Genomic DNA, 20422 nt, shown 5'->3' on the forward strand with positions numbered 1-20422 from the left:
TCCGATCGCGTTCGTTGTGGTTTTCGGGATACCGCTCGGCCAAAGGAAAGAGGGCAGTGTGTTAATTCCGCCAGAATAGCGTTGGCGGAAAATATCGTCTTACGACCTTGTTATTGTTATGCCAATAATCATTATACCAGGCGACACGCATCCGCTTCCCAGCGATATCCCACCCCGTAGACTGCGCGTATAAATGACTGTTCGGCATCCAGCGATTCCAGTTTACGGCGCAGGTTTTTAATGTGGCTGTCGATAGTACGATCGGTCACCACACGGTAGTCGTCGTAGAGGTGGTTTAACAACTGCTCGCGGGAAAAAACTTTACCCGGTTCAAGCGATAAGGTTTTTAGCAGGCGGAATTCAGCGGGGGTTAAATCCAGCGCTTTACCACACCAGGAGGCCTGAAAGCGGCTTTCATCAATCATTAACGGGCTTTCGGCATCCTGCTGCTGGAGTTCGCGCTGCGGTTTACAGCGGCGCAAAATGGTTTTCACGCGGGCCACGACTTCGCGCGGGCTGTAAGGCTTACAGATATAATCATCGGCGCCGATTTCCAGCCCAAGCAGCCGATCGATCTCTTCGATTTTGGCCGTGACCATCACAATGGGGATGTCGGAAAAACGGCGAATTTCCCGGCATAGCGTCAGACCATCGGTACCCGGCAGCATCAGATCCAGCAGGATCAGATCCGGCGGCGTTTGACGCACATACGGCAGTACCTTGTCGCCATGATTGATGAGCGTGGGGGCGTAACTCGCCGCGCGTAAGTAGTCAATAAGCAGCTGTCCCAGCTTGGGTTCATCTTCAACAATCAAAATGCGCGGCGTGTTTTCATCAATGGGTAATTCAGTCATACTTCTCTCTGTAAATCGCGATCCAGCGGTAACTCTACTGTAATGCTAACCCCGCCAAAAGGCGAATGAGCGGCGTGAAGATGACCGTTATGCGCGTGTACAATATTGACGCATATCGCCAGCCCCAGTCCAGAACCGCCGCTGGCGCGGTTACGGGACACTTCCGTGCGGTAAAAACGGTCAAAAAGCTTTTGTAACTGTTCATCGCTGACGCCCGGTGCAGAATCGGCAAAGGTCAGGAATAATGATTTATCGCGTTGTTCGGCGGAAATATGCAGGCCGCCGCCGCTGTCGGTGTAGCGCAGACTGTTTTCCAGCAGATTATTAAACAGTTGCATCAGGCGATCCGGGTCGCCGAAGACGGTCATGCTATCCGGCAACGCGTAATGTAGCGTTAGCCCCCGGCTGGTAAAGCGTTCTCTGAACGCGCCGCCAGCGACTTCCAACAGGGGAACAAGATCGACGGTCGTTTTTTGGTAAGCCAGCGCGCCCTCGTCAGACAACGAAAGCTGATGCAGGTCGTCAACCAGTTTGGTAAGCGTACCGACTTCCGCCTGTAGGGAGGTAACCGATTCTGGCGTGAACTGGCGAACTCCATCCTGAATGGCTTCCAGTTCGCCGCGCAATACCGCCAGCGGCGTGCGCAGTTCGTGGGAAATATCCGCCATAAAGTCGCGGCGCATCTGCTGGTTTCTTTCCAGCGTGCTGGCAAGCTGGTTAAAGTCCTGCGCCAGTTTTCCCAGTTCATCAGCGCTGGTTGGGGTCACGCGCGTGGTAAAATCCCCCGCCGCCAGTCTGTGCGTACCCTCGACCAACCGTTTGACCGGGGCGAGCAGGCCACGCGCCAGCAAAAACGTCGCCAGCGCGGCCAGCAACGTTGATAACGCCACGATCATCCAACTGGCGCGCCGCTGCTGCATATCAAAATTAATATCCGTATTGCGCGTCAGCCGCTCGACAGGCGAGGCGATAATCGCGCCGACTTCGACGCCATTGACCAGAATGGGGCGGCGAGTACCGTCATGCGGCACCGGACCGCGTGGGCCGACCAGCACCTGGCCATTTTGATCGACGACCCAGAACTGGGTGCGCCAACCGTGCGGCGGCATACCGGGGCCGGGTTTATCCCGGTCGTTGTCATGCTCAAATGAACGCAGAATCTGGAAAACGAAGCGATCGTTGTTGCGTAAAAAACGCCAGTTGCCGTGTTGCTGGTACTGGTCGCCCAGCGCATCGCCCAGCATTTGTAGCCGCTGCTCGTTGCCGTGTTTGATATAGTCAATAAATCCGCGTTCAAAACTGACGCGCACGGCCCAATGCATACTGATCAGCAGCACGATGCAGGTGGCGAAAATCGCCAGAAACAGCTTGCCGGTGATTCCGGGCCGCCAGACTTTCATTACAGGCTCCTTTTACGCCGTGAAATGACCATGTTTTGCTGTGTATCGTTCGGCACGCGGGCAAAAATTATCGCCGGTAGCGCGATAATAACCGCCATACATAACCAGGTGTACATAAAGACGTGATGTGTGGCGCTACTGTCTATCCCGATATGCTGTTGGCCAAACATACCCAGCAGCATTCCGGCAATAGTGACGCCGATACTCATCGAGAGCTGCATAATCATCGATAATAAGCTATTGCCGCTGCTGGCCAGCGTATCGGGAAGGTCTTTTAGCGTTAAGGTGTTCATGGAAGAAAAGCGCGCCGAGTTCACCATTCCCTGCAAAAGCAGTACCAGCGGCAAGAGATAATACCAGCCGAGCAGCGCGACCGACATAAACAACAGGCTAACCAATGCCAGTCCGAGCGTGGTCGCTACCAGAACCCGACGATAGCCAAAACGGTTAACTATCTGCACCACAATCCGCTTCATTCCCATGCTGCCCAGCACCATGGGGATCATCATCAAACCGGCATGAAACGGTGAAAAACCAAGACCAATTTGCAAAAAGACCGGCGTCATAAACGGCAGCATACCGCTGCCGATACGCCCGGCAAAACTGCCCAGCAACCCCAGTGAAAACGTGGGCGTGCGGAACAATCGCAGGCTGAATAACGCGCCTGAGTTTTTTTTGGCATGGAAGAGATAGAGCAGAATGGCTGCCGCGCCGCCCGCAGCAAGTCCGGCTAATGTCCAGGGCGAGATCCCCATGCTTTTACTACCGTCCAGCGCCAGCGTGAGTACCGCCATGCCGATAGCTAACAGCAGGAACCCCGGCAGATCAAAGCGCCGGGTCTCTATGGTGTAGTTTGGCATCAGCATAAAGGTTGCCATAGCGCCGACAATTCCCACCGGGATATTGATCAGAAAGATCCAGTGCCATGAAGCATATTCCACCAGCACCCCGCCCAGCGCGGGGCCGAGTAACGGCCCGATCTGACCCGGCAGGGTGACGAAGGTCATCGCCGCCATATATTGCGCGCGCGGCACGATTTTCATGACCGTCAGGCGTCCGACCGGCACCATCATCGCGCCGCCTACGCCTTGTAAAACCCGCGCTAATACCAGTTGATTAAGCGTGCCGGAGAGGGCGCAAAACAGCGAACCCAGCGTGAACAGCACGATGGCGGCAAAGAAAATATTACGCACGCCGATTTTGTCTGCCAGCCAGCCGCTGGCGGGGAGCATCACGGCGACGGTAAGAACATATGACACCACTACCATGTGCATATGCAGCGGGCTTTCCCCCAGGCTTTTCGCCATGGAGGGCAGCGCAGTGTTGACGATGGTGGTATCCAGCGACTGCATAAAAAAGCCGAATGCCACAATCCAGAGTTGCCAGCGGGTGTTGTCAGGAAGTTCTGTCATATCTCTACTACCGGTTTGCTATTTTTACGCGAAAAACGCAGCCGCAGACGGTCGAAAAAGAGGTACACCACCGGCGTGGTATAGAGAGTCAGGAGCTGGCTCATGACCAAACCGCCGACAATGGTTATCCCCAACGGCTGCCGTAATTCCGAACCGTCTCCGCCAGATAACACCAATGGCAGTGCGCCGAACAGCGCCGCCAGCGTGGTCATCATTATTGGACGGAAGCGTAACAAGCAGGCCTGGAAAATGGCTTGTTCCGGCGTCAGGCCGCCGCTTCGTTGCGCTTCAAGCGCAAAATCGACCATCATAATGGCGTTTTTCTTCACAATGCCAATTAATAGCATGATCCCTATCAGGGCGATTAGGCTGAAAGGGGCATTGAAGAGCTCCAGCGCCAGAAGCGCCCCAACGCCTGCCGATGGCAGAGTAGAGAGAATGGTCAGCGGATGGACGTAACTTTCGTACAGTATCCCCAGCACAATGTAGACGGTAGCGATCGCCGCCACTATCAAAATAAGCTGCGAATTCATGGTCTGCTGGAAGACTTGCGCCGTTCCGGAAAAACTGCCGCGTACCGTCGGGGGGACGCCAAGCTGCGTTATGGTGCGATTAATGGCCTCCGTCGCCTGCGATAACGATGTGCCGGTCGGCAGGTTAAAGGCAATCGTGGACGCCGCGGAAAGTCCCTGATGGTTCACCGACAGCGGCGCATTGGCGGGCCGCCATTGGGCGAAATAAGAGAGGGGGATCGCTTTTCCGTCGCGGTTGATAACAAACATTTTCTCCAGCGCGCTGATATCCTGGCTATAGCGCGGATCGACTTCCATCACCACTTTATACTGGTTCATCGGCTGATAAATGGTGGAAATTTGCCGCTGGCCGAAAGCATTATTTAACAGACTGTTTGCGGCCTGAACATCAATGCCCAGTCGTGACATGGTGTCGCGGTCGTAGATAAGGTTCATCTCCGCGCCGTTATCCTGCTGGTCGGAGTTTACGTCCGCCAGTTGCGGCAGGGCCGAGAGCGCTTTGCGTATTTTCGGCTCCCACTCGCGCAGCGCCGCCAGAGAGTCAGACAGCAACGTATATTGGTAACTGGCGTTAGCCTGCCGCCCGCCGACGCGAATATCCTGTACCGCCATCAGAAACAGCCTGGCGCCGGGTTCTTTTGCCAGTTTGACCCGCAGTCGATCAATGATTTGCTGCGCCGTCTCTTTGCGTTCGCCGCGCGGCTTCAGCGTAATAAACATCATGCCGCTATTCACCCGCGAGCCGCCGGTAAAACCAGTGACATTATTCACCGCCGGATCGTCGCGAATAATTTTCATAAAATCCTGCAGCTTGCCGCGCATGGCCTGGAAAGAGATGCTCTGGTCAGCCTGAATACCGCCCATCAACACGCCGGTATCCTGCTCCGGAAAGAATGTTTTAGGGATGGCGATATAAAGCCAGATGTTCAGCGCAACGGTGCCAAGAAAAACCACACCGACAAGACGCGTATGGTTAAGCACCCATTTTAATGACGTGCCGTAACCCTGTTGCAAGGCGACCAGCAAACGGCCAACGCCCCGTTTACGCGGTTGGGTGCGCGGTTTGCTTGATTTAAGCATCCAGCCGCACATCATCGGCGTCAGCGTGAGCGAGACCACCAGCGATATGCCAATCGCCACCGAGAGGGTAACGGCGAATTCCCGTAATAAGCGTCCTGGCAGGCCGCCCATTAACAGCAGCGGCAGAAATACCGCCACCAGCGACAGACTCATGGAGATGACCGTAAACCCGACTTCCCGCGTACCCTGTAATGCCGCCTGCAAAGGTTTCATTCCCGCCTCCAGATGGCGGGCGATATTTTCCAGCACCACAATGGCATCATCAACGACAAATCCGGTCGCGATAGTCAGCGCCATCAGCGACAGATTGTTGAGGCTGAAGCCGCACAGATACATGGCGGCGAAGGTGCCGATGAGCGAAACGGGAACGGCGACGGCGGGGATTAGCGTGGCGCGCCCGGAACGCAGGAATAAAAACACCACCAGGATCACCAGCGCGACAGAGATAGCCAGCGTCTCTTCTACCTCTTGCAGCGATGCGCGAATCGTCGGCGAACGATCCTGGGCGATTTGTAAATCGATAGCGGCGGGGATCATTGCCCGCAGTTCCGGCAGTTTTGCCCGGATGCCGTCGACCGTCTGAATAATATTGGCCTCCGGCAGCTTGCGGATCATCAACAAAATAGCGGGGTTAGCGTTCGTCATCCCGGCGTTACGGACATCCTGCACCGAGTCGGTGACGCTGGCGACGTCGCCCAGGCGTACCGCCGCGCCGTTGTTATAGTGAATAATCAGCGGCTGATATTCGGCGGCGGTTTTCAGTTCGTCGTTGGTCTGGATTTGCCAGCGGTGGACGCTATCTTCAATTGCGCCTTGCGGTCGGCGTACGTTGGCGCTGTCGATCGCTTCACGGACCTCATCCAGCGAGACGCCCTGGTTAAAGAGCGCCTGCGGGTTTAAGCCTACACGTACTGCGGGCAGGGAGCTGCCGCCGACGTCAACGTCGCCGACGCCGTCAATTTGCGCGATGGTTTGCGCCAGTTGGGTAGAGGCGAAATCATACAGTTTGCCCTGTGACCAGCTCTCCGAGGTGAGCGTTAAAATCATAATCGGCGCGTCGGATGGGTTGGCCTTGCGATAAGTCGGGCGGCTGGGCATTCCGCCTGGCAACAAGCTTTGCGCGGCGTTGATGGCGGCCTGCACGTCGCGCGCCGCGCCGTTAATATCACGATCGAAATTAAATTCGAGAATAATGCGCGTACTGCCGAGCGAGCTGCTGGAAGTCATTTCATTGACGCCTGCAATGCGTCCCAAAGAGCGTTCCAACGGCGTCGCCACCGACGAAGCCATGGTTTCCGGCGAGGCGCCCGGCAGCGAGGCGCTAACCATAATCACCGGGAAATCGACCTGCGGCAGCGGGGCGACCGGCAACAGACGAAAGCCCAGAATGCCGCACAGCGTAATGGCGGCGGCAATCAAAATGGTGGCGACCGGGCGGTAGATGAAAAGGGCGAAAAAGCGCATCTACGCCTCCTCTTTATGGCGCGGAAAGCGACTTTTCACGTACAGCGACAGGCGGTCAAACAGGAGATAAATCACCGGTGTGGTAAACAGAGTTAATACCTGGCTGACCAGTAGGCCGCCCACCATCGCGATCCCCAACGGGCGACGTAATTCCGCGCCAACGCCGGTACTCAACATTAATGGCAATGCCCCGAGCAACGCCGCCAGCGTGGTCATCAGAATCGGTCGAAAACGCAGCAGACAGGCCTGGAAGATAGCGTCGCGCGGACTCATCCCCTGTTCGCGTTCGGCGGCGAGGGCGAAGTCAATCATCATGATGGCGTTTTTCTTCACGATGCCGATCAGCAAAATAATGCCGATAATGGCGATAATATCGAGCTCGCTACCGGCGATGATCAGCGCCAGCAGCGCGCCGACGCCCGCCGTAGGCAGCGTTGAGAGAATCGTGATCGGATGGATAAAACTCTCATACAGCACGCCGAGCACGATATACATCGCTACCACGGCGGCGACAATAAGCCAGACGGTGCTGCCCAGCGCCGCCTGGAAGGCGAGCGTACTGCCCTGAAACTGCGTTGTAATATCCGCTGGCAGGGCGAGCGTTTTTTCCGTACCGAGAATCGCCTGCACCGCATCGCCGAGCGAATAGCCCTCCGGCACGTTAAACGAAAATGTCGTGACCGGGAACTGATCTAAATGATTGATGGAGAGCGGGGCGAAGCGCTGCTCAATGCGGGCAATCGCGCTGAGCGGTACGGTGCCGCCGTCGCGGCTCGTCAGGCGAATCGTCTGCAGCGCCGCCAGGCCCGGCGTGCTGGCGGTATTATGTTCCAGCACGACGCGGTACTGGTTCGCCTGGGTATAAATCGTTGAAATCAGGCGTTGTCCGAACGCGTTGTAGAGCGCGTTATCCACATCCGCCATGCTGATACCCAGACGGCTGGCGCTGTCGCGGTCGACATTCACCCAGGCCGCTAATCCCCGATCTTGCCAGTCGCTGCTTACCTCAGAGAGCTGTGGTAACGACTGTAGCGCGTTCTGCAGTTTTGGCACCCAGTGGCTGAGCGCATCGAGCGTCGTGGCCTGCAGGGTAAACTGATACTGCGTGCGGCTGACCTGCGTGTCGATGGTTAAATCCTGCGTCGGCTGGAGATACAGCGCCACGCCGGGAATCGTCGCCACGGCGGTTTGCAGCCGGGAGATCACCTGCTGCACGCGGTCATCACGCGCATCCAGCGGCTTGAGGTTAATTTGCAGGCGCGCGCTATTCAGCGTGGGGTTAGCGCCGTCTACGCCAACAAAAGTCGTCAGACTTTGCACCGCCGGGTCCTGTAATATCCGCTCCGCCACCTGGCGCTGACGTTGCGCCATACTGGCATACGATGACGATTGCGGCGCCTGCAGCGTCCCCTGGATAATGCCGTTATCCTGTACCGGAAAGAACCCTTTCGGGATGACTATCCACAGCATAACGCTGAGCAGGAGCGTGGCGAATGCCACGCTCAATGTAAGCCACGGATGGTTGAGCACTTTCGCTAATCCGCGTCCGTAGCTGGCGATCACGCGGTCAAACATCCGCTCGCAGGCGCGGGAAAAGCGGTTTTGTTTACGCAGAGATTGCTGGCTGAGCATACGCGCGCACATCATGGGCGTGAGCGTCAAAGAGACGACGGCGGAGATTAAAATCGCTACCGCCAACGTCACCGCAAATTCGCGGAACAGTCGACCAACAATATCGCCCATAAAGAGCAACGGGATCAGCACCGCAATCAGTGAAAAGGTGAGGGAAATAATGGTAAAGCCGATTTCGCCCGCACCTTTGAGCGCCGCCGCCAGCGGTTTTTCTCCTTTTTCGATGTAGCGCGAGATGTTCTCGATCACCACAATCGCATCGTCGACCACGAAACCCGTGGCGATAGTGAGCGCCATCAGCGTCAGGTTATTAATGGAAAAATCCAAAAATACCATCACCGCAAAGGTGCCGATAAGCGACAGCGGTACGGCGACGCCGGGAATAATTGTGGCGGGAATGTTACGTAAAAACAGATAGATAATCATGACGACCAGCGCGATCGCCAGCATCAGTTCAAACTGGGTATCGCGCACGGAAGCGCGAATATTGGTGGTGCGATCGGACAGGACCGTGACCTTCACCGATTTCGGCAGGCTTTCGGTAAGTTGGGGCAGCATCTGGCGAATGCTGTCCGCTGTCGCAATGATATTGGCGCCAGGCTGGCGTTGAACGTTCATCACGATAGCCGGCGCTTGATTCGCCCATGCACCGAGCCAGCTATTTTCCGCCCCCTGTTCGACGGTGGCGACATCGCCCAACCGTACCGGCGCGCCGTTTTGATACGCGATGATAAGCCTGCGGTATTCGTCGGCAGACTGCATCTGATCGTTAGCAGAAAGTGTCACCGCCCGTTCGGGGCCATCCAGACTGCCTTTCGCCGAGTTGACGTTGGCGCCGGTAATTGCGGTACGGACCGTTTCGCTGGTCAGACCGAGCGCGGCGACAGCCTGAGCATTCAGTTTTACGCGTACCGCAGGGCGCTGCCCGCCGGCAAGCGTCACCAGCCCGACGCCGGAGACCTGCGAGATCTTCTGCGCCACGCGGGTTTCTACCATGTCCTCTACCTGGGTCATCGGCATCGCGTTTGAGGTGACGGCAAGCGTCATAATCGGCGGGTCCGCCGGGTTGACTTTGCTATAAATCGGCGGATTCGGCAGGTCGGAAGGCAATAAATTGGTGGCTGCGTTAATCGCCGCCTGTACTTCCTGCTCGGCAACGTCCAGCGGCAGCGTCAATTGAAACTGTAGCGTTACCACCGATGCGCCGCCGGAGCTTTGCGACGACATCTGCTTAAGTCCCGACATCTGGCCGAACTGGCGCTCAAGCGGCGCGGTGACGGCGGAGGTCATGACATCCGGGCTGGCGCCAGGGTAGAGCGTAACAACCTGAATAGTGGGGTAGTCGACCTCCGGCAAAGCGGCGACGGGCAGGAAGCGATAGCCGATAATCCCGGCGAGTAAAATCGCCGCCATCAGCAGAGTGGTGGCCACGGGGCGCAGAATAAACAGACGCGAAGGGCCGCCCGTGCTGCCCGGAGGTAATACCTGCATCAGGCGCGCGCTCCTTTTTGACCTTCATGGCGGGAAGGGGATTTTTCATCCGCCACGGTGGTTTGCGGCTCAACGACCTCGACTTTTGCGCCTTCCGTCAGCCGATCAATACCATCGGTAACGACGCGATCGCCTGCCGACAAGCCTGCGCTGATCACCACGTTTTGGTTATCCTGAATACCGATTTTTACCCGCTTCTTGCTGACGTTATTTTCGTCGTTCAGCACCCACACAAAGTGGCCCTCATTGCCCATTTGCACCGCCGCGGCAGGCACCACAACGGCATTTTGTTCGGTATCGACCAGCATCCGGGCGTTCACAAATTGATTGGGGAACAGCGTATCGTCCTGATTGGTAAAGCGCGCTTTAATTTTGATCGTTCCCGTCGTGGGATCAATCTGGTTGTCCAGACTGAGCAACACACCTTCGCTCAGTTTGTGCGAGTTAGTCCGATCCCAGGCTTCTACGACCAGCGCTTTCCCCGCTTTCTGTGCCTGAACTACGGTCGCGATATCGCTTTCCGGCAGAGTAAAAATGAGATCAATCGGGTGCGTTTGCGTAATGACGACAATACCGGCGGTATCGCTGCTGGAAATCTGGTTGCCGACATCCACCTGTTTCAGACCCACGCGTCCCGAGACCGGGGCCGTGATACGACTCCAGTCGAGCTGTAACTGCGCGCTGGCGACATTGGCTTCATCCGCTTTAATGGTTCCCTGGGTTTCGTTGACCAGCGCCTGTTGCGCATCCAGTTCCTGACGGGAAACCAGATTGGTTTTTGCCAGTTGCTGATAGCGCGCCAGATCACGACGCGCATTCGCCAGCGTAGCGTTATCTTTCGCCAACTGTCCCTGAGCCTGCGCCAGGGCGACCTTAAACTGGCTGGGATCGACTTGCGCCAGCAGATCGCCTGCGTTGACCTGCTGACCTTCCTGAAAGTGCAGGGCGATGAGTTGACCATCCACGCGGCTACGCACCGTAACGGTATTCGCTGCGGTCACGGTACCCAGCCCGCTCAGATAGCGCGGTACGGCTTGCGTGGTCGCGGTCGCGGCCTGTACCGGCACCAGAGGGCCGTCGCGCATACCGCGGCGACCTGCGGCGGCGGTATGCGGCGCTTGCGCGGCGACGCCCGGCGCGGCGGTCGGGCTTTCGCTACGGCTATGCCAGAACCAGAATGCGGCGGCGGCTACTACAACCCCAATCGCTATTGCCCAGCGGAAAGTATTACTGCCTTTCATCGGTATAAGTTTCTCATCCTGAAACGTTTTGCGGAATGTTGCTCCCTCTATTGTAGTCAGCAGGGAAGGGAGAAAAATGGAGGAATTATGGAACACGGTCGGGATTATTCTGAATGGCGGCCCGCTTTGCGAGGCGCTACGCAACTCTCATCGGTGAAAATCGTTAGCGTGCCGGAGTGCGGTAAAGTGGCGGCACGGCAATGAAGGTAAGCCACCGATTTCAGCAGGACGCTGAAACGGAAAAGCCCCTCCCGAGGAAGGGGCCAAAATAAGGAAAGGGTTATGATGAAGGTAGTCATCATACTGGTGATACTCTTAGTGATTAGCCTACCAGCTTACTAAGACACCAGGGGGAGGAGGAATCCTCCCTTACCCTCACTCCTGACGTTAAGCCACATCAAGAATAATGTCAATCCATCAGCACTGAGCTTGCGAGGCGCTTAGCGGAAAACAACCTCCGCCCAGCGCGCCAGTCCTGCGGTGACGGAGCCGAAATCATCGCCGCCAGCGACGGGTATGCCCGGTAGCTGTTCGGAAAGCGCTTTTTTAATCAATGGCGAACGGGCGCTGCCGCCGGTCAGATAGATGACATCCGGTTTTTCCTGCGCGCTGTCCAGCGCTAGTTGCACCTGTTCCAGAATACGCGCCAGCGGTTGATCCAGCGCCGCTTCCAGTCCTTGCTGGCTGATAGCGACCGCCAGGTCGTCGCTGATAAATGGCAGCCTCGCCGTAATATCCGCCTGGCCGGAAAGGGCGATTTTGCTCTCTTCCGCGCAGCGTACCAGGCGGTAACTAAGCCGCTGGCGCCAGACCTTGAGCAGCAACGCGACCTTGTCTGCTTCACGCGCGTTGCGAACCAAATCGTTCAACAGACGACCATTCGCGCTACTGTAAAAATCGCTTTGCGCCGGGACGTCGTTAATCGCCACGGCGTTCCACCACGGCAGCACCGGCAGGGCGATGCCTTTTTCGGTTTCGCCGCCCATGCCCAGCAAAGGCATCAGATTTTTAAAGGCCAGCGCGATATCCAGATCGTTTCCGCCCACGCGGCAACCGCTGTGCCCCAACAGGCTGTTTTCACGATCGGCGCGCTGACGCCACTGCGGCCCCATCAGCAGCATGGAGCAGTCGGTGGTGCCGCCGCCAATATCCACGACCAGCACACGCTTCTCTTCCCGCAGCGTAGCTTCGTAGTCCAGGCCCGCCGCAACCGGTTCATACTGGAATACCACCTCCTGAAAACCGGCGCGTTTTGCCGCCCGCTCCAGAATACCCTGCGCCTGGCGGTTCGCGTCATCGCCGCCGAGTCCCTGAAAGTTGATCGGGCGACCGATTACCGCCTGGGTAATGGCCTCCGGCAATTGGCTGTGCGCCGTATGACGAATATGTACCATCATGGCGCAGACCAAATCTTCAAACAGCGCGACCTGCTGCGGTTTCAGGCCGCTGGCGCCTAAAAAGGATTTCGGCGATTTGACAAACCAGACCTCCTGGGGATCGTCAATATAGTGCGCCAGCGACGCCAGACCAAACTGTACGCTTTGCGCGCCAACCTCAATATCTTCCTCGCGGTTGTACCGTATCGCGCGGCGCAGCAGCGCCTGGGTTTCTTCATCCGTTGCCGGCACATCATGATGGCGATACAGCCACTCGCTCACCGCCTCGCGCGTCGGCGCGCACAGCATAGACGGCAGTAATGCGCTGTTATTCTCCATTGTCAGCAACTGTGGATGCCCGTCGCGCATAATGGCGACCGAGCAGTTTGCCGTACCGTAATCAAATCCTATAAACACCTTAAAATCCCCATGCCAGTGAAGAAGGGGCGTGACTTTAGCGAAATGTCGTCGCGGCGACAACTGGAATATGAAAGCAAGGCGTTACGTGCGATTAGCGTTTATGCTGAAAGGTCAAATAAAGGAGAAAAGTATGTTTACCCTGAGCTGGCAGCCGCCTTACGACTGGTCGTGGATGTTGGGCTTTCTTGCCGCGCGTGCGGTGGACGGCGTGGAAACAGTAGGCGAGGGCTTTTATGCGCGCAGCCTGGTGGTGGGCGAGCATCGCGGACTGGTCAGCGTGAGGCCCAATCTGCCCACCCACACTGTGCAGGTGAGCGTAAGCGCCGGATTACTTCCCGTCGCGCCGGCGTGTCTGGCGAAGGTTTCGCGTCTGTTTGATCTTGACTGCCAGCCCGCGCAGGTTGCCGCCGTGCTGGGGCCACTGGGTGAGGACAGACCGGGGCTGCGTTTACCGGGATCGGTTGATATGTTTGAACAAGGCGTACGGGCGATACTGGGGCAACTGGTGAGTGTCGCGATGGCGGCAAGGTTGACGGCGAAAGTGGCGCGCCGCTATGGCGAGGCGTTGCCGGATGCCCCCGATTATGTCTGTTTTCCCGGTCCGGAAACGCTGGCGGTGGCCGATCCGCTGGCGCTTAAAGCTCTGGGGATGCCGCTGCGGCGCGCCGAAGCGCTGATTCATCTGGCGCAGGCGACGCTGGCGGGAAAACTGGCGCTCGCCGCGCCGCCGGATATTGAGCAGAGCGTTAAAAATTTACAAACGTTTCCGGGAATTGGCCGCTGGACGGCGAACTATTTCGCCCTGCGCGGTTGGCAGGCAAAAGATATCTTTTTACCCGATGATTACTTAATTAAGCAGCGCTTCGCCGGGATGACGGCCGCGCAGATCCGTCGCTACGCGGAGCGCTGGAAACCGTGGCGTTCCTACGCGCTACTGCATATCTGGTATACCCACGGCTGGCAACCGTCAATGGATAGCGAAATAGCTGGTATTCAGTAACAAATCCAACGGTTGCGCTTCGGCGATAGTGTCGCCATAAATCAGATCCACGCCAATACGGGAGAGCGTATCCAGCACCTGTGGGTTTTGTACCGGCCCGGCGAGCGTTTTGATGTCCAGATGCTGGGCGTGTCCCTGGATGATCGAGGTCAGCATTTCATCCATTAAACTCTCATGAACGTTGGCGATAAGGTCGCTATCCAGCAGTAAATAATCAGCGATATGCGGGGTCAGTAAATTAAACAGCTGTAAATCGCGCCCGACATGGCTGAGAATCACCTGGCAGCCGCGTTGCCGCAGTTTTCGCAGAGTCGCAGCGGCGGTCTGCGCCTGCTTAACGATAACGTCAGCCGGGATAATCAGGTGTAATAACCGTGGCGGCAGTGGGCTATGCTCCAGTTGTTCCAGCAGCTCATCAATGAGGGTCGCGCTGTATAATCCTGCGGCGGACAGCGGCAGCGCAACGCTTAATCCCTTGCTGGCGACGGCGGTCGCCGCATGGTGGAAAAACTCATGGAATACCCGTCGGTCAAGCGCGTGATGCAGCGCGGAGTCGGCTAATCCTGCCCGGAACGCGCGCTCTTCCATCACTTCCCCTTCGCTGGTCCACAGCCTGAGTGAGACCAGCCAAAAGCTGGTGGCCTCCGGCGTACGCGGCGGCGCGACGTTTCTGGCAAGCATTAGCAGGTGGTTATTTTTAATCATATGCCACTGTTCTTCCAGCGGCATCATTCCCTTTGAGGAGGTTAATGCGTGCTGCGGTTCGTACACGGTCAGACGGCCGCGACCGCTATTTTTCGCGGCGTAGCAGGCTATATCGGCCTGAGACACGACCTCTGTGAGCTGGCAGTTATGTTCATTTATCATTGTGATCCCGGCGCTGGCGCCGATCCGATGCAGGCGTCCTTCCCACATAAAGTGATATTCATTAACGGCGTTGATAAGCCGCGTCACGATAAAGCGCGCGCTGTCACTATTACAATCCGGCAGCAACAGGCCAAACTCATCGCCACCCAGACGGGCCAGGAGATCGCCGGAGCGAAGCATACTGAGCATCAGTGACGCGAGTTCGCGCAATAAGGCATCGCCGGCGGCATGTCCCGCGCTGTCGTTAACCGCTTTAAAACGGTCCAGATCGATAAACACCAGCGCATGATGTTGAGGTGATTCCTGTATTGTTTGCAGGCGCTGTTGAAGCTGTTTTTCAAAACTGGCGCGGTTGGCAAGATGGGTGAGGGCGTCATGCGTTGCGCTGTAGCTGAGCTGGCGTAACATTTTTCGTGATTCGGTAACGTCCTGGATAACCAGAACCGAACCAATCTTATCGCCGTCAAGCGTACTGAGCGGCGTGATACTGTAATGAATATCGTAGCTACCGCCGTTATGACAATGGAGCACTATCTCCTGTTCCATGTCCGATCGCGACCTGTCGGCGCGATAAATATCCTCCAGCAGCGGCCCCTTATCACCTGACGTAATGCGCAGAACCGTTAATAATGGCGCGCCTAAAGCATCCTCTTGCCGCCAGCCGCTCATCTTCTCGGCGATCGGGTTCATAAAGGTGATATTCATCGCGACATCAATACACACCACCGCTTCTCCGATAGAGTCAAGCGTGATGTGCAACCGTTCTTTTTCCTGAAACAGCGCGTCGTTCGCTTGTGTAATACGTTCCATCAACCGCTGGTTTTCCTGCTCGCTTTGCTTGAGATCGTTAATATCTTCAATCTGAGCAATAAAATAGAGAGGTTTATTGTCTTTATGACGAACCAGCGAGACGGCCAGTAGCGCCCAGACGACATCGCCGTTGCGGGTGTAGTAGCGTTTTTCCATGGAATAGCTATTGATGTCGCCGCGCACCAGCATGTTTAGCTGTTCAAGGTCGTTATTCAGGTCTTCCGGCCAGGTCAATTGCTGAAATGTCATCGTGCGTAATTCATCCTGGCTATAGCCAAGAAAATGGCTCAGAGATTTATTGACCTGTAGCCACTGACCCTCCGTACCGACCAGCGCCATACCAATGGCTGAATACTCCATCGCGTTGCGAAAGCGGGATTCGCTCTCGGTGATATGTTTGCGTTCCGTGCGAAACGCGTACATCACCATCGTCATCATATTGGCAGGCAGCAGGATCATTAAAAAAGGCAGCCACGGCATATTGACCATCACGTCGGTTTTCGGCGTGGCGAGCAGCGTGGGGTCATTGGCCAGCATGAGCGAGACCACGATAACGGTAGCTAAAAAAATTAAAAACGCCTCCATTCGCGGCAGGCGCACCGCACTCCACATCAACAGGACGATAACGCACGTAAACGGCCACGGAATATAGCGCATAGCGAGCCAGCTTAGCGCCAGCGTAATGACCAGCGTCAATAGCGTTTCCAGCAACAGATGCGGGTCGCGATGACGCAACAGATAGTGTGGTTTAAACAGTAAACCTAACGGCACCAGCGTCAGCGCGCCGATGGCTTCCGATAATACCCAAATCAGAAACGCTTTCGAGGCGACCGCTTCCGGCGCTATCAGCCAAAATAACAGGCCGCCGAGTAGCGGCGGAATCACGGCGCTGCCGATAGCCAGACGAAACCAGTCATTCAAATTTTGTAAGGGGTTGTAGCTGGGGAGCAGTTTTCGCAGCAGTATCGCGCCAGTGGCCGCCTCGATAATATTTATTGCCGTCCAGCTAAAGTTAAGCGAGGCGGCAGGAAATAAAGTCAGTGAGGCGCCGATGCTGCCGAGCGAGCAGGCGACCGCGATCCCTGGCCACAGACGGCCCGCATGGCGGTAAAACGCGACCATCATAATGGAGGTGGGGAACCACAGCGGCGCGAGTTGGGTGCCGACACGCGATAATACGAGCGAAAAGAGCGTAAAGACAAACGCGACCAGGCCTAAACTGACCAGACGCAATAGCGGGTGGGGGACGGTAACGAAAACATGTTGGGATGGTTTACTCATTACCACTCTATCCGAATCGCCGGTAACGTCGCGGAATACCGGACGCGTCAGTTTACTCTGTGATTATGCTAGTATAAACGCGTAATGATTTATACGCTGGCTGAATATAAATTGTGGCTCCCGGCGTATTCCTCCTCCAGACGGGTCGATAAATCCGCTGTCCGCGTTAAAACTGAACGCTTTTACGTCGCGACGTCGAATGCGCCGCCAACAAATTCACCGTGGCATAGCGCCGGACTGGTATCGCGCTGCTGAAATCCCTATAATTGCCGCGTTTGGCGTTTCGGCGCCCCCCTTCCTTACATCCAGGTTAATCAGGTCGCTAAATTTATGACTGATCAGTCTCATCAGTGCGTCATTATCGGTATCGCTGGCGCATCGGCTTCCGGCAAGAGTCTTATTGCCAGTACCCTTTACCGCGAATTGCGTGAACAAGTGGGTGACGAACATATTGGCGTTATTCCCGAAGACAGTTATTACAAAGATCAAAGCCATCTGTCGATGGAAGAACGCGTAAAAACCAACTATGACCATCCGAATGCGATGGATCACAGCCTGCTATTTCAGCATCTTCAGGCGCTCAAGCGCGGTTCGGCGATTGAATTACCGGTATACAGTTATGTTGAGCATACCCGTATGCAGGAAACGGTTCGCGTAGAACCGAAGAAAGTGATTATTCTTGAAGGTATTCTGTTACTGACCGACGCGCGTTTGCGTGAAGAGATGAACTTCTCTATTTTTGTCGATACGCCGCTGGATATCTGTTTGATGCGCCGTATCAAACGCGATGTGAACGAGCGTGGTCGCTCAATGGATTCGGTGATGGCGCAATATCAGAAAACGGTGCGTCCGATGTTCCTGCAATTTATTGAGCCTTCCAAACAATATGCGGATATTATCGTGCCGCGCGGCGGTAAAAACCGCATCGCTATTGATATTCTGAAAGCGAAAATCAGCCAGTTCTTTGAATAAATCTGGCGAATTGTGTACCGTTCAGTGATAACCTGGTTAGCCCTTGATGTGCTTGATTTAAGGGCTTGATGCGCGAAAGGAGAAAGTGCCATGCGTTTATGCGACCGAGATATTGAAGCCTGGCTGGATGAAGGCCGTTTGTCTATCACCCCGCGACCTCCCGTAGAGCGCATTAACGGCGCGACGGTCGATGTACGTCTTGGCAATAAATTTCGAACCTTCCGTGGCCATACGGCGGCGTTTATCGACCTGAGCGGGCCGAAAGATGAGGTCAGCGCGGCGCTGGATCGCGTGATGAGCGATGAAATCGTTTTGCCGGACGGCGAGGCATTTTATCTGCACCCGGGCGAGTTGGCGCTGGCCGTCACCTTTGAATCCGTTACCCTGCCGCCGGATTTAGTGGGCTGGCTGGATGGCCGTTCCTCGCTGGCGCGTCTGGGACTGATGGTGCATGTGACGGCGCACCGTATCGATCCCGGCTGGTCGGGCTGCATTGTGCTTGAGTTTTACAACTCCGGGAAGCTGCCGCTGGCGTTGCGTCCGGGTATGCTCATCGGCGCGCTGAGCTTTGAGCCGCTGTCCGGCCCGGCGGCGCGGCCTTATAACCGCCGTCAGGATGCCAAATATCGCGATCAGCAGGGCGCTGTTGCCAGCCGGATTGATAAAGACTGAGCCATTCGGCGCAATACTGCCGGTCCATTGAGGGTAGCATGAGACGATTTCTGACGACGCTGATGATTCTCCTGGTCGTGCTGGTGGCCGGATTCTCTGCGTTGGTATTGTTGGTCAATCCGAATGATTTCCGCGCCTATATGGTGCAGCAGGTTGCCGCGCGTAGTGAATATCAGTTGCAACTGGACGGGCCGCTGCGCTGGCACGTATGGCCGCAACTCAGCATCCTTTCCGGGCGAATGACGCTAACGGCGCGAGGCGCCAGCGAACCGCTGGTGCGGGCTGACAATATGCGCCTGGATGTCGCTTTATGGCCGCTGTTGAGTCATCAGCTTCATGTTAAGCAGGTGATGCTGAAGGGCGGGGTGATTCAACTGACGCCGCAAACGGAAGCGGTACGCAGCGATGATGCGCCGGTCGCGCCGAAAGATAATACCTTGCCGGACGTAGCGGAAGATCGCGGCTGGTCGTTTGATATTCGTAGCCTGCGCGTTGCCGACAGCGTGCTGGTTTTCCAGCATGAAAATGATGATCAGGTCACGGTGCGCGATATTCGTCTGAATATGGAACAAGATGCCGAGCATCGCGGCACGTTTGATTTTTCGGGACGCGTGAACCGCGATCAGCGGGATCTTGCTTTATCGTTCAGCGGAACGGTGGATGCTTCCGATTATCCGCATAATTTAACCGCGGGTATTGAGCAACTGCGCTGGCAATTGCAGGGCGCGGATCTACCGGCGCAGGGGATTGAGGGGCAGGGACAATTGCAGGCGCAGTGGCAGGAGGCGCAAAAACGTCTTTCATTTAACCACTTAAATTTAACGGCGAATGACAGTTCTCTGACCGGGCATGTTCAGGTAACGCTGGCGGAGCAGCCGGAATGGCAAATTGACCTCCAGTCCAGCAAGCTTAATCTGGACAACCTGTTGCCGCATCATAGCACCGTGGCACAGACGGGCGGCGCGGTGTCGCAGGGGCAAAATACGCTCCCCCTGACCAGGCCAGTTATCGCGTCGCGTGTTGGTGCGCCGCCTTATCAGGGGCTGCAAAGCTTTACGGCGGAGATTGCTTTACAGGCGGATTCAGTTCGCTGGCGGGGAATGGACTTTACCCAGGTTTCGACGAAGATGTCTAATCAGGCCGGATTGCTGGATATCACCGAGTTGCAGGGGAAACTGGCCGACGGAGAGATGTCGCTGCCCGGCACGCTTGACGCCCGCACCGCCAGTCCGCGCATCGAATTCCACCCTCGCCTCAACCATGTTGAGATTGGGACTATCCTGAAAGCCTTCAATTATCCGATTAGCCTGACCGGTAAGATGTCGCTGGTTGGCGATTTCTCCGGGGCGGATATTGACGCGGAGGCGTTTCGCCATAGCTGGAAAGGAAAAGCGCATGTTGACATGAGCAATACGCGCCTCGAAGGAATGAATTTCCAACAACTGGTGCAGCAGGCCGTAGAGCGAAGCGGCGGCGACGCGCAGCAGTCGCAGGAAAATATGGACAACGCGACCCGACTGGATCGCTTCACGACCGATCTGACGCTAAATAAGGGCACGCTGACGCTCGACGACATGGTCGGGCAATCTTCTATGCTGGCGTTAACCGGCAGCGGAACGCTGGATCTGGTTAAGCAGAGCTGTGATACGCAATTTAATCTGCGTGTGCTGGGCGGATGGAACGGCAATAGCAACCTGATCACCTTCCTGAAAGAGACGCCGGTGCCGCTGCGCGTCTATGGCAAGTGGCAGGAGCTGAACTATACCCTGCAAGTGGATCAGTTATTGCGCAAGCATTTACAGGATGAGGCGAAGCGTCGGCTCAACGACTGGGCGGATCGCAATAAAGATACCCGTAACGGTAAAGATGTGAAGAAACTGCTGGATAAGCTGTAGTTTTTGGCCAAAGAGGAGTGCC

The 20422-nt window shown here is 56.2% G+C and carries 13 protein-coding genes; 5 read left to right on the plus strand and 8 right to left on the minus strand.

Annotation, left to right across the window (positions count from 1 at the left end; all coding sequences use genetic code 11):
* Positions 1-131: 131 nt before the first annotated feature.
* From baeR to mdtA, 6 genes are read right to left on the minus strand one after another with little or no spacing between them, the layout of a single operon-like run.
* Positions 132-854 carry a two-component system response regulator BaeR gene (gene baeR, locus ACLJRH_RS00515; RefSeq protein WP_000137854.1) on the minus strand — a complete coding sequence of 241 codons (723 nt, stop codon included), beginning with the start codon at positions 852-854 and terminating at the stop codon, positions 132-134.
* Positions 851-2254: a two-component system sensor histidine kinase BaeS gene (gene baeS / locus ACLJRH_RS00520; protein ID WP_023137010.1), complete on the minus strand. Its 1404-nt coding sequence runs from the start codon at positions 2252-2254 to the stop codon at positions 851-853. The genes baeR and baeS overlap by 4 nt, the downstream gene beginning before the upstream one ends.
* A complete protein-coding gene (locus ACLJRH_RS00525) occupies positions 2254-3666 on the minus strand; it encodes an MFS transporter (RefSeq protein WP_000137818.1) in 1413 nt (470 codons plus the stop codon). The genes baeS and ACLJRH_RS00525 overlap by 1 nt, the downstream gene beginning before the upstream one ends.
* Positions 3663-6743 carry a multidrug efflux RND transporter permease subunit MdtC gene (gene mdtC / locus ACLJRH_RS00530; protein WP_023137011.1) on the minus strand — a complete coding sequence of 1027 codons (3081 nt, stop codon included), beginning with the start codon at positions 6741-6743 and terminating at the stop codon, positions 3663-3665. Before mdtC ends, ACLJRH_RS00525 begins: the two co-directional genes overlap by 4 nt.
* Positions 6744-9866 carry a multidrug efflux RND transporter permease subunit MdtB gene (gene mdtB / locus ACLJRH_RS00535; protein WP_023137012.1) on the minus strand — a complete coding sequence of 1041 codons (3123 nt, stop codon included), beginning with the start codon at positions 9864-9866 and terminating at the stop codon, positions 6744-6746. It abuts the gene before it with no gap.
* Positions 9866-11107, minus strand: coding sequence for a multidrug efflux RND transporter subunit MdtA (gene mdtA, locus ACLJRH_RS00540; protein WP_023137013.1), 1242 nt, complete (start codon positions 11105-11107; stop codon positions 9866-9868). Before mdtA ends, mdtB begins: the two co-directional genes overlap by 1 nt.
* A 282-nt stretch (positions 11108-11389) precedes the next feature.
* Between mdtA and ACLJRH_RS00545 the strand changes: the two genes are divergently transcribed.
* The gene (locus ACLJRH_RS00545) at positions 11390-11449 is read left to right on the plus strand and encodes a type I toxin-antitoxin system Ibs family toxin (protein ID WP_105887528.1); all 60 of its coding nucleotides are present in this window, start codon (positions 11390-11392) and stop codon (positions 11447-11449) included.
* Between the two features lie 98 nt (positions 11450-11547).
* Here ACLJRH_RS00545 and yegD read toward each other — a convergent pair whose 3' ends face one another.
* Positions 11548-12900, minus strand: coding sequence for a molecular chaperone (yegD, locus tag ACLJRH_RS00550; protein ID WP_000469623.1), 1353 nt, complete (start codon positions 12898-12900; stop codon positions 11548-11550).
* Between the two features lie 133 nt (positions 12901-13033).
* On the opposite strand from yegD, the gene alkA reads away from it, so the two are divergent.
* On the plus strand, positions 13034-13903 hold the full coding sequence (gene alkA / locus ACLJRH_RS00555) for a DNA-3-methyladenine glycosylase 2 (RefSeq protein WP_023137014.1): 870 nt from the start codon (positions 13034-13036) through the stop codon (positions 13901-13903).
* Here the strand turns inward: alkA and ACLJRH_RS00560 are convergent.
* Positions 13871-16861 carry an MASE1 domain-containing protein gene (locus ACLJRH_RS00560; RefSeq protein ID WP_023223158.1) on the minus strand — a complete coding sequence of 997 codons (2991 nt, stop codon included), beginning with the start codon at positions 16859-16861 and terminating at the stop codon, positions 13871-13873. The two genes, alkA and ACLJRH_RS00560, sit on opposite strands and share 33 nt — an antisense overlap.
* Positions 16862-17191: 330 nt before the next feature.
* On the opposite strand from ACLJRH_RS00560, the gene udk reads away from it, so the two are divergent.
* From udk to asmA, 3 genes are all read left to right on the plus strand, one after another.
* Positions 17192-17833, plus strand: a complete 642-nt coding sequence (gene udk / locus ACLJRH_RS00565) for a uridine kinase (protein WP_000132082.1) — start codon at positions 17192-17194, stop codon at positions 17831-17833.
* Between the two features lie 90 nt (positions 17834-17923).
* Positions 17924-18505, plus strand: a complete 582-nt coding sequence (gene dcd, locus ACLJRH_RS00570; RefSeq protein WP_001234783.1) for a dCTP deaminase — start codon at positions 17924-17926, stop codon at positions 18503-18505.
* A gap of 38 nt (positions 18506-18543) precedes the next feature.
* Positions 18544-20400 carry an outer membrane assembly protein AsmA gene (gene asmA / locus ACLJRH_RS00575; protein ID WP_001252264.1) on the plus strand — a complete coding sequence of 619 codons (1857 nt, stop codon included), beginning with the start codon at positions 18544-18546 and terminating at the stop codon, positions 20398-20400.
* The last annotated feature ends 22 nt before the right edge of the window (positions 20401-20422 follow it).

Origin of the sequence: Salmonella sp. SAL04162 (assembly GCF_046551535.1) — a bacterium.
GTDB classification, from domain to species: Bacteria; Pseudomonadota; Gammaproteobacteria; order Enterobacterales; family Enterobacteriaceae; genus Salmonella; species Salmonella enterica.

Coding starts and splice junctions, on each gene's coding strand:
- baeR (WP_000137854.1), bottom strand. CDS start 854: ATGACTGAATTACCCATTGATGAAAACACGCCGCGCATTTTGATTGTT.
- baeS (WP_023137010.1), bottom strand. CDS start 2,254: ATGAAAGTCTGGCGGCCCGGAATCACCGGCAAGCTGTTTCTGGCGATT.
- ACLJRH_RS00525 (WP_000137818.1), bottom strand. CDS start 3,666: ATGACAGAACTTCCTGACAACACCCGCTGGCAACTCTGGATTGTGGCA.
- mdtC (WP_023137011.1), bottom strand. CDS start 6,743: ATGCGCTTTTTCGCCCTTTTCATCTACCGCCCGGTCGCCACCATTTTG.
- mdtB (WP_023137012.1), bottom strand. CDS start 9,866: ATGCAGGTATTACCTCCGGGCAGCACGGGCGGCCCTTCGCGTCTGTTT.
- mdtA (WP_023137013.1), bottom strand. CDS start 11,107: ATGAAAGGCAGTAATACTTTCCGCTGGGCAATAGCGATTGGGGTTGTA.
- alkA (WP_023137014.1), top strand. CDS start 13,034: ATGTTTACCCTGAGCTGGCAGCCGCCTTACGACTGGTCGTGGATGTTG.
- ACLJRH_RS00560 (WP_023223158.1), bottom strand. CDS start 16,861: ATGAGTAAACCATCCCAACATGTTTTCGTTACCGTCCCCCACCCGCTA.
- udk (WP_000132082.1), top strand. CDS start 17,192: ATGACTGATCAGTCTCATCAGTGCGTCATTATCGGTATCGCTGGCGCA.
- dcd (WP_001234783.1), top strand. CDS start 17,924: ATGCGTTTATGCGACCGAGATATTGAAGCCTGGCTGGATGAAGGCCGT.
- asmA (WP_001252264.1), top strand. CDS start 18,544: ATGAGACGATTTCTGACGACGCTGATGATTCTCCTGGTCGTGCTGGTG.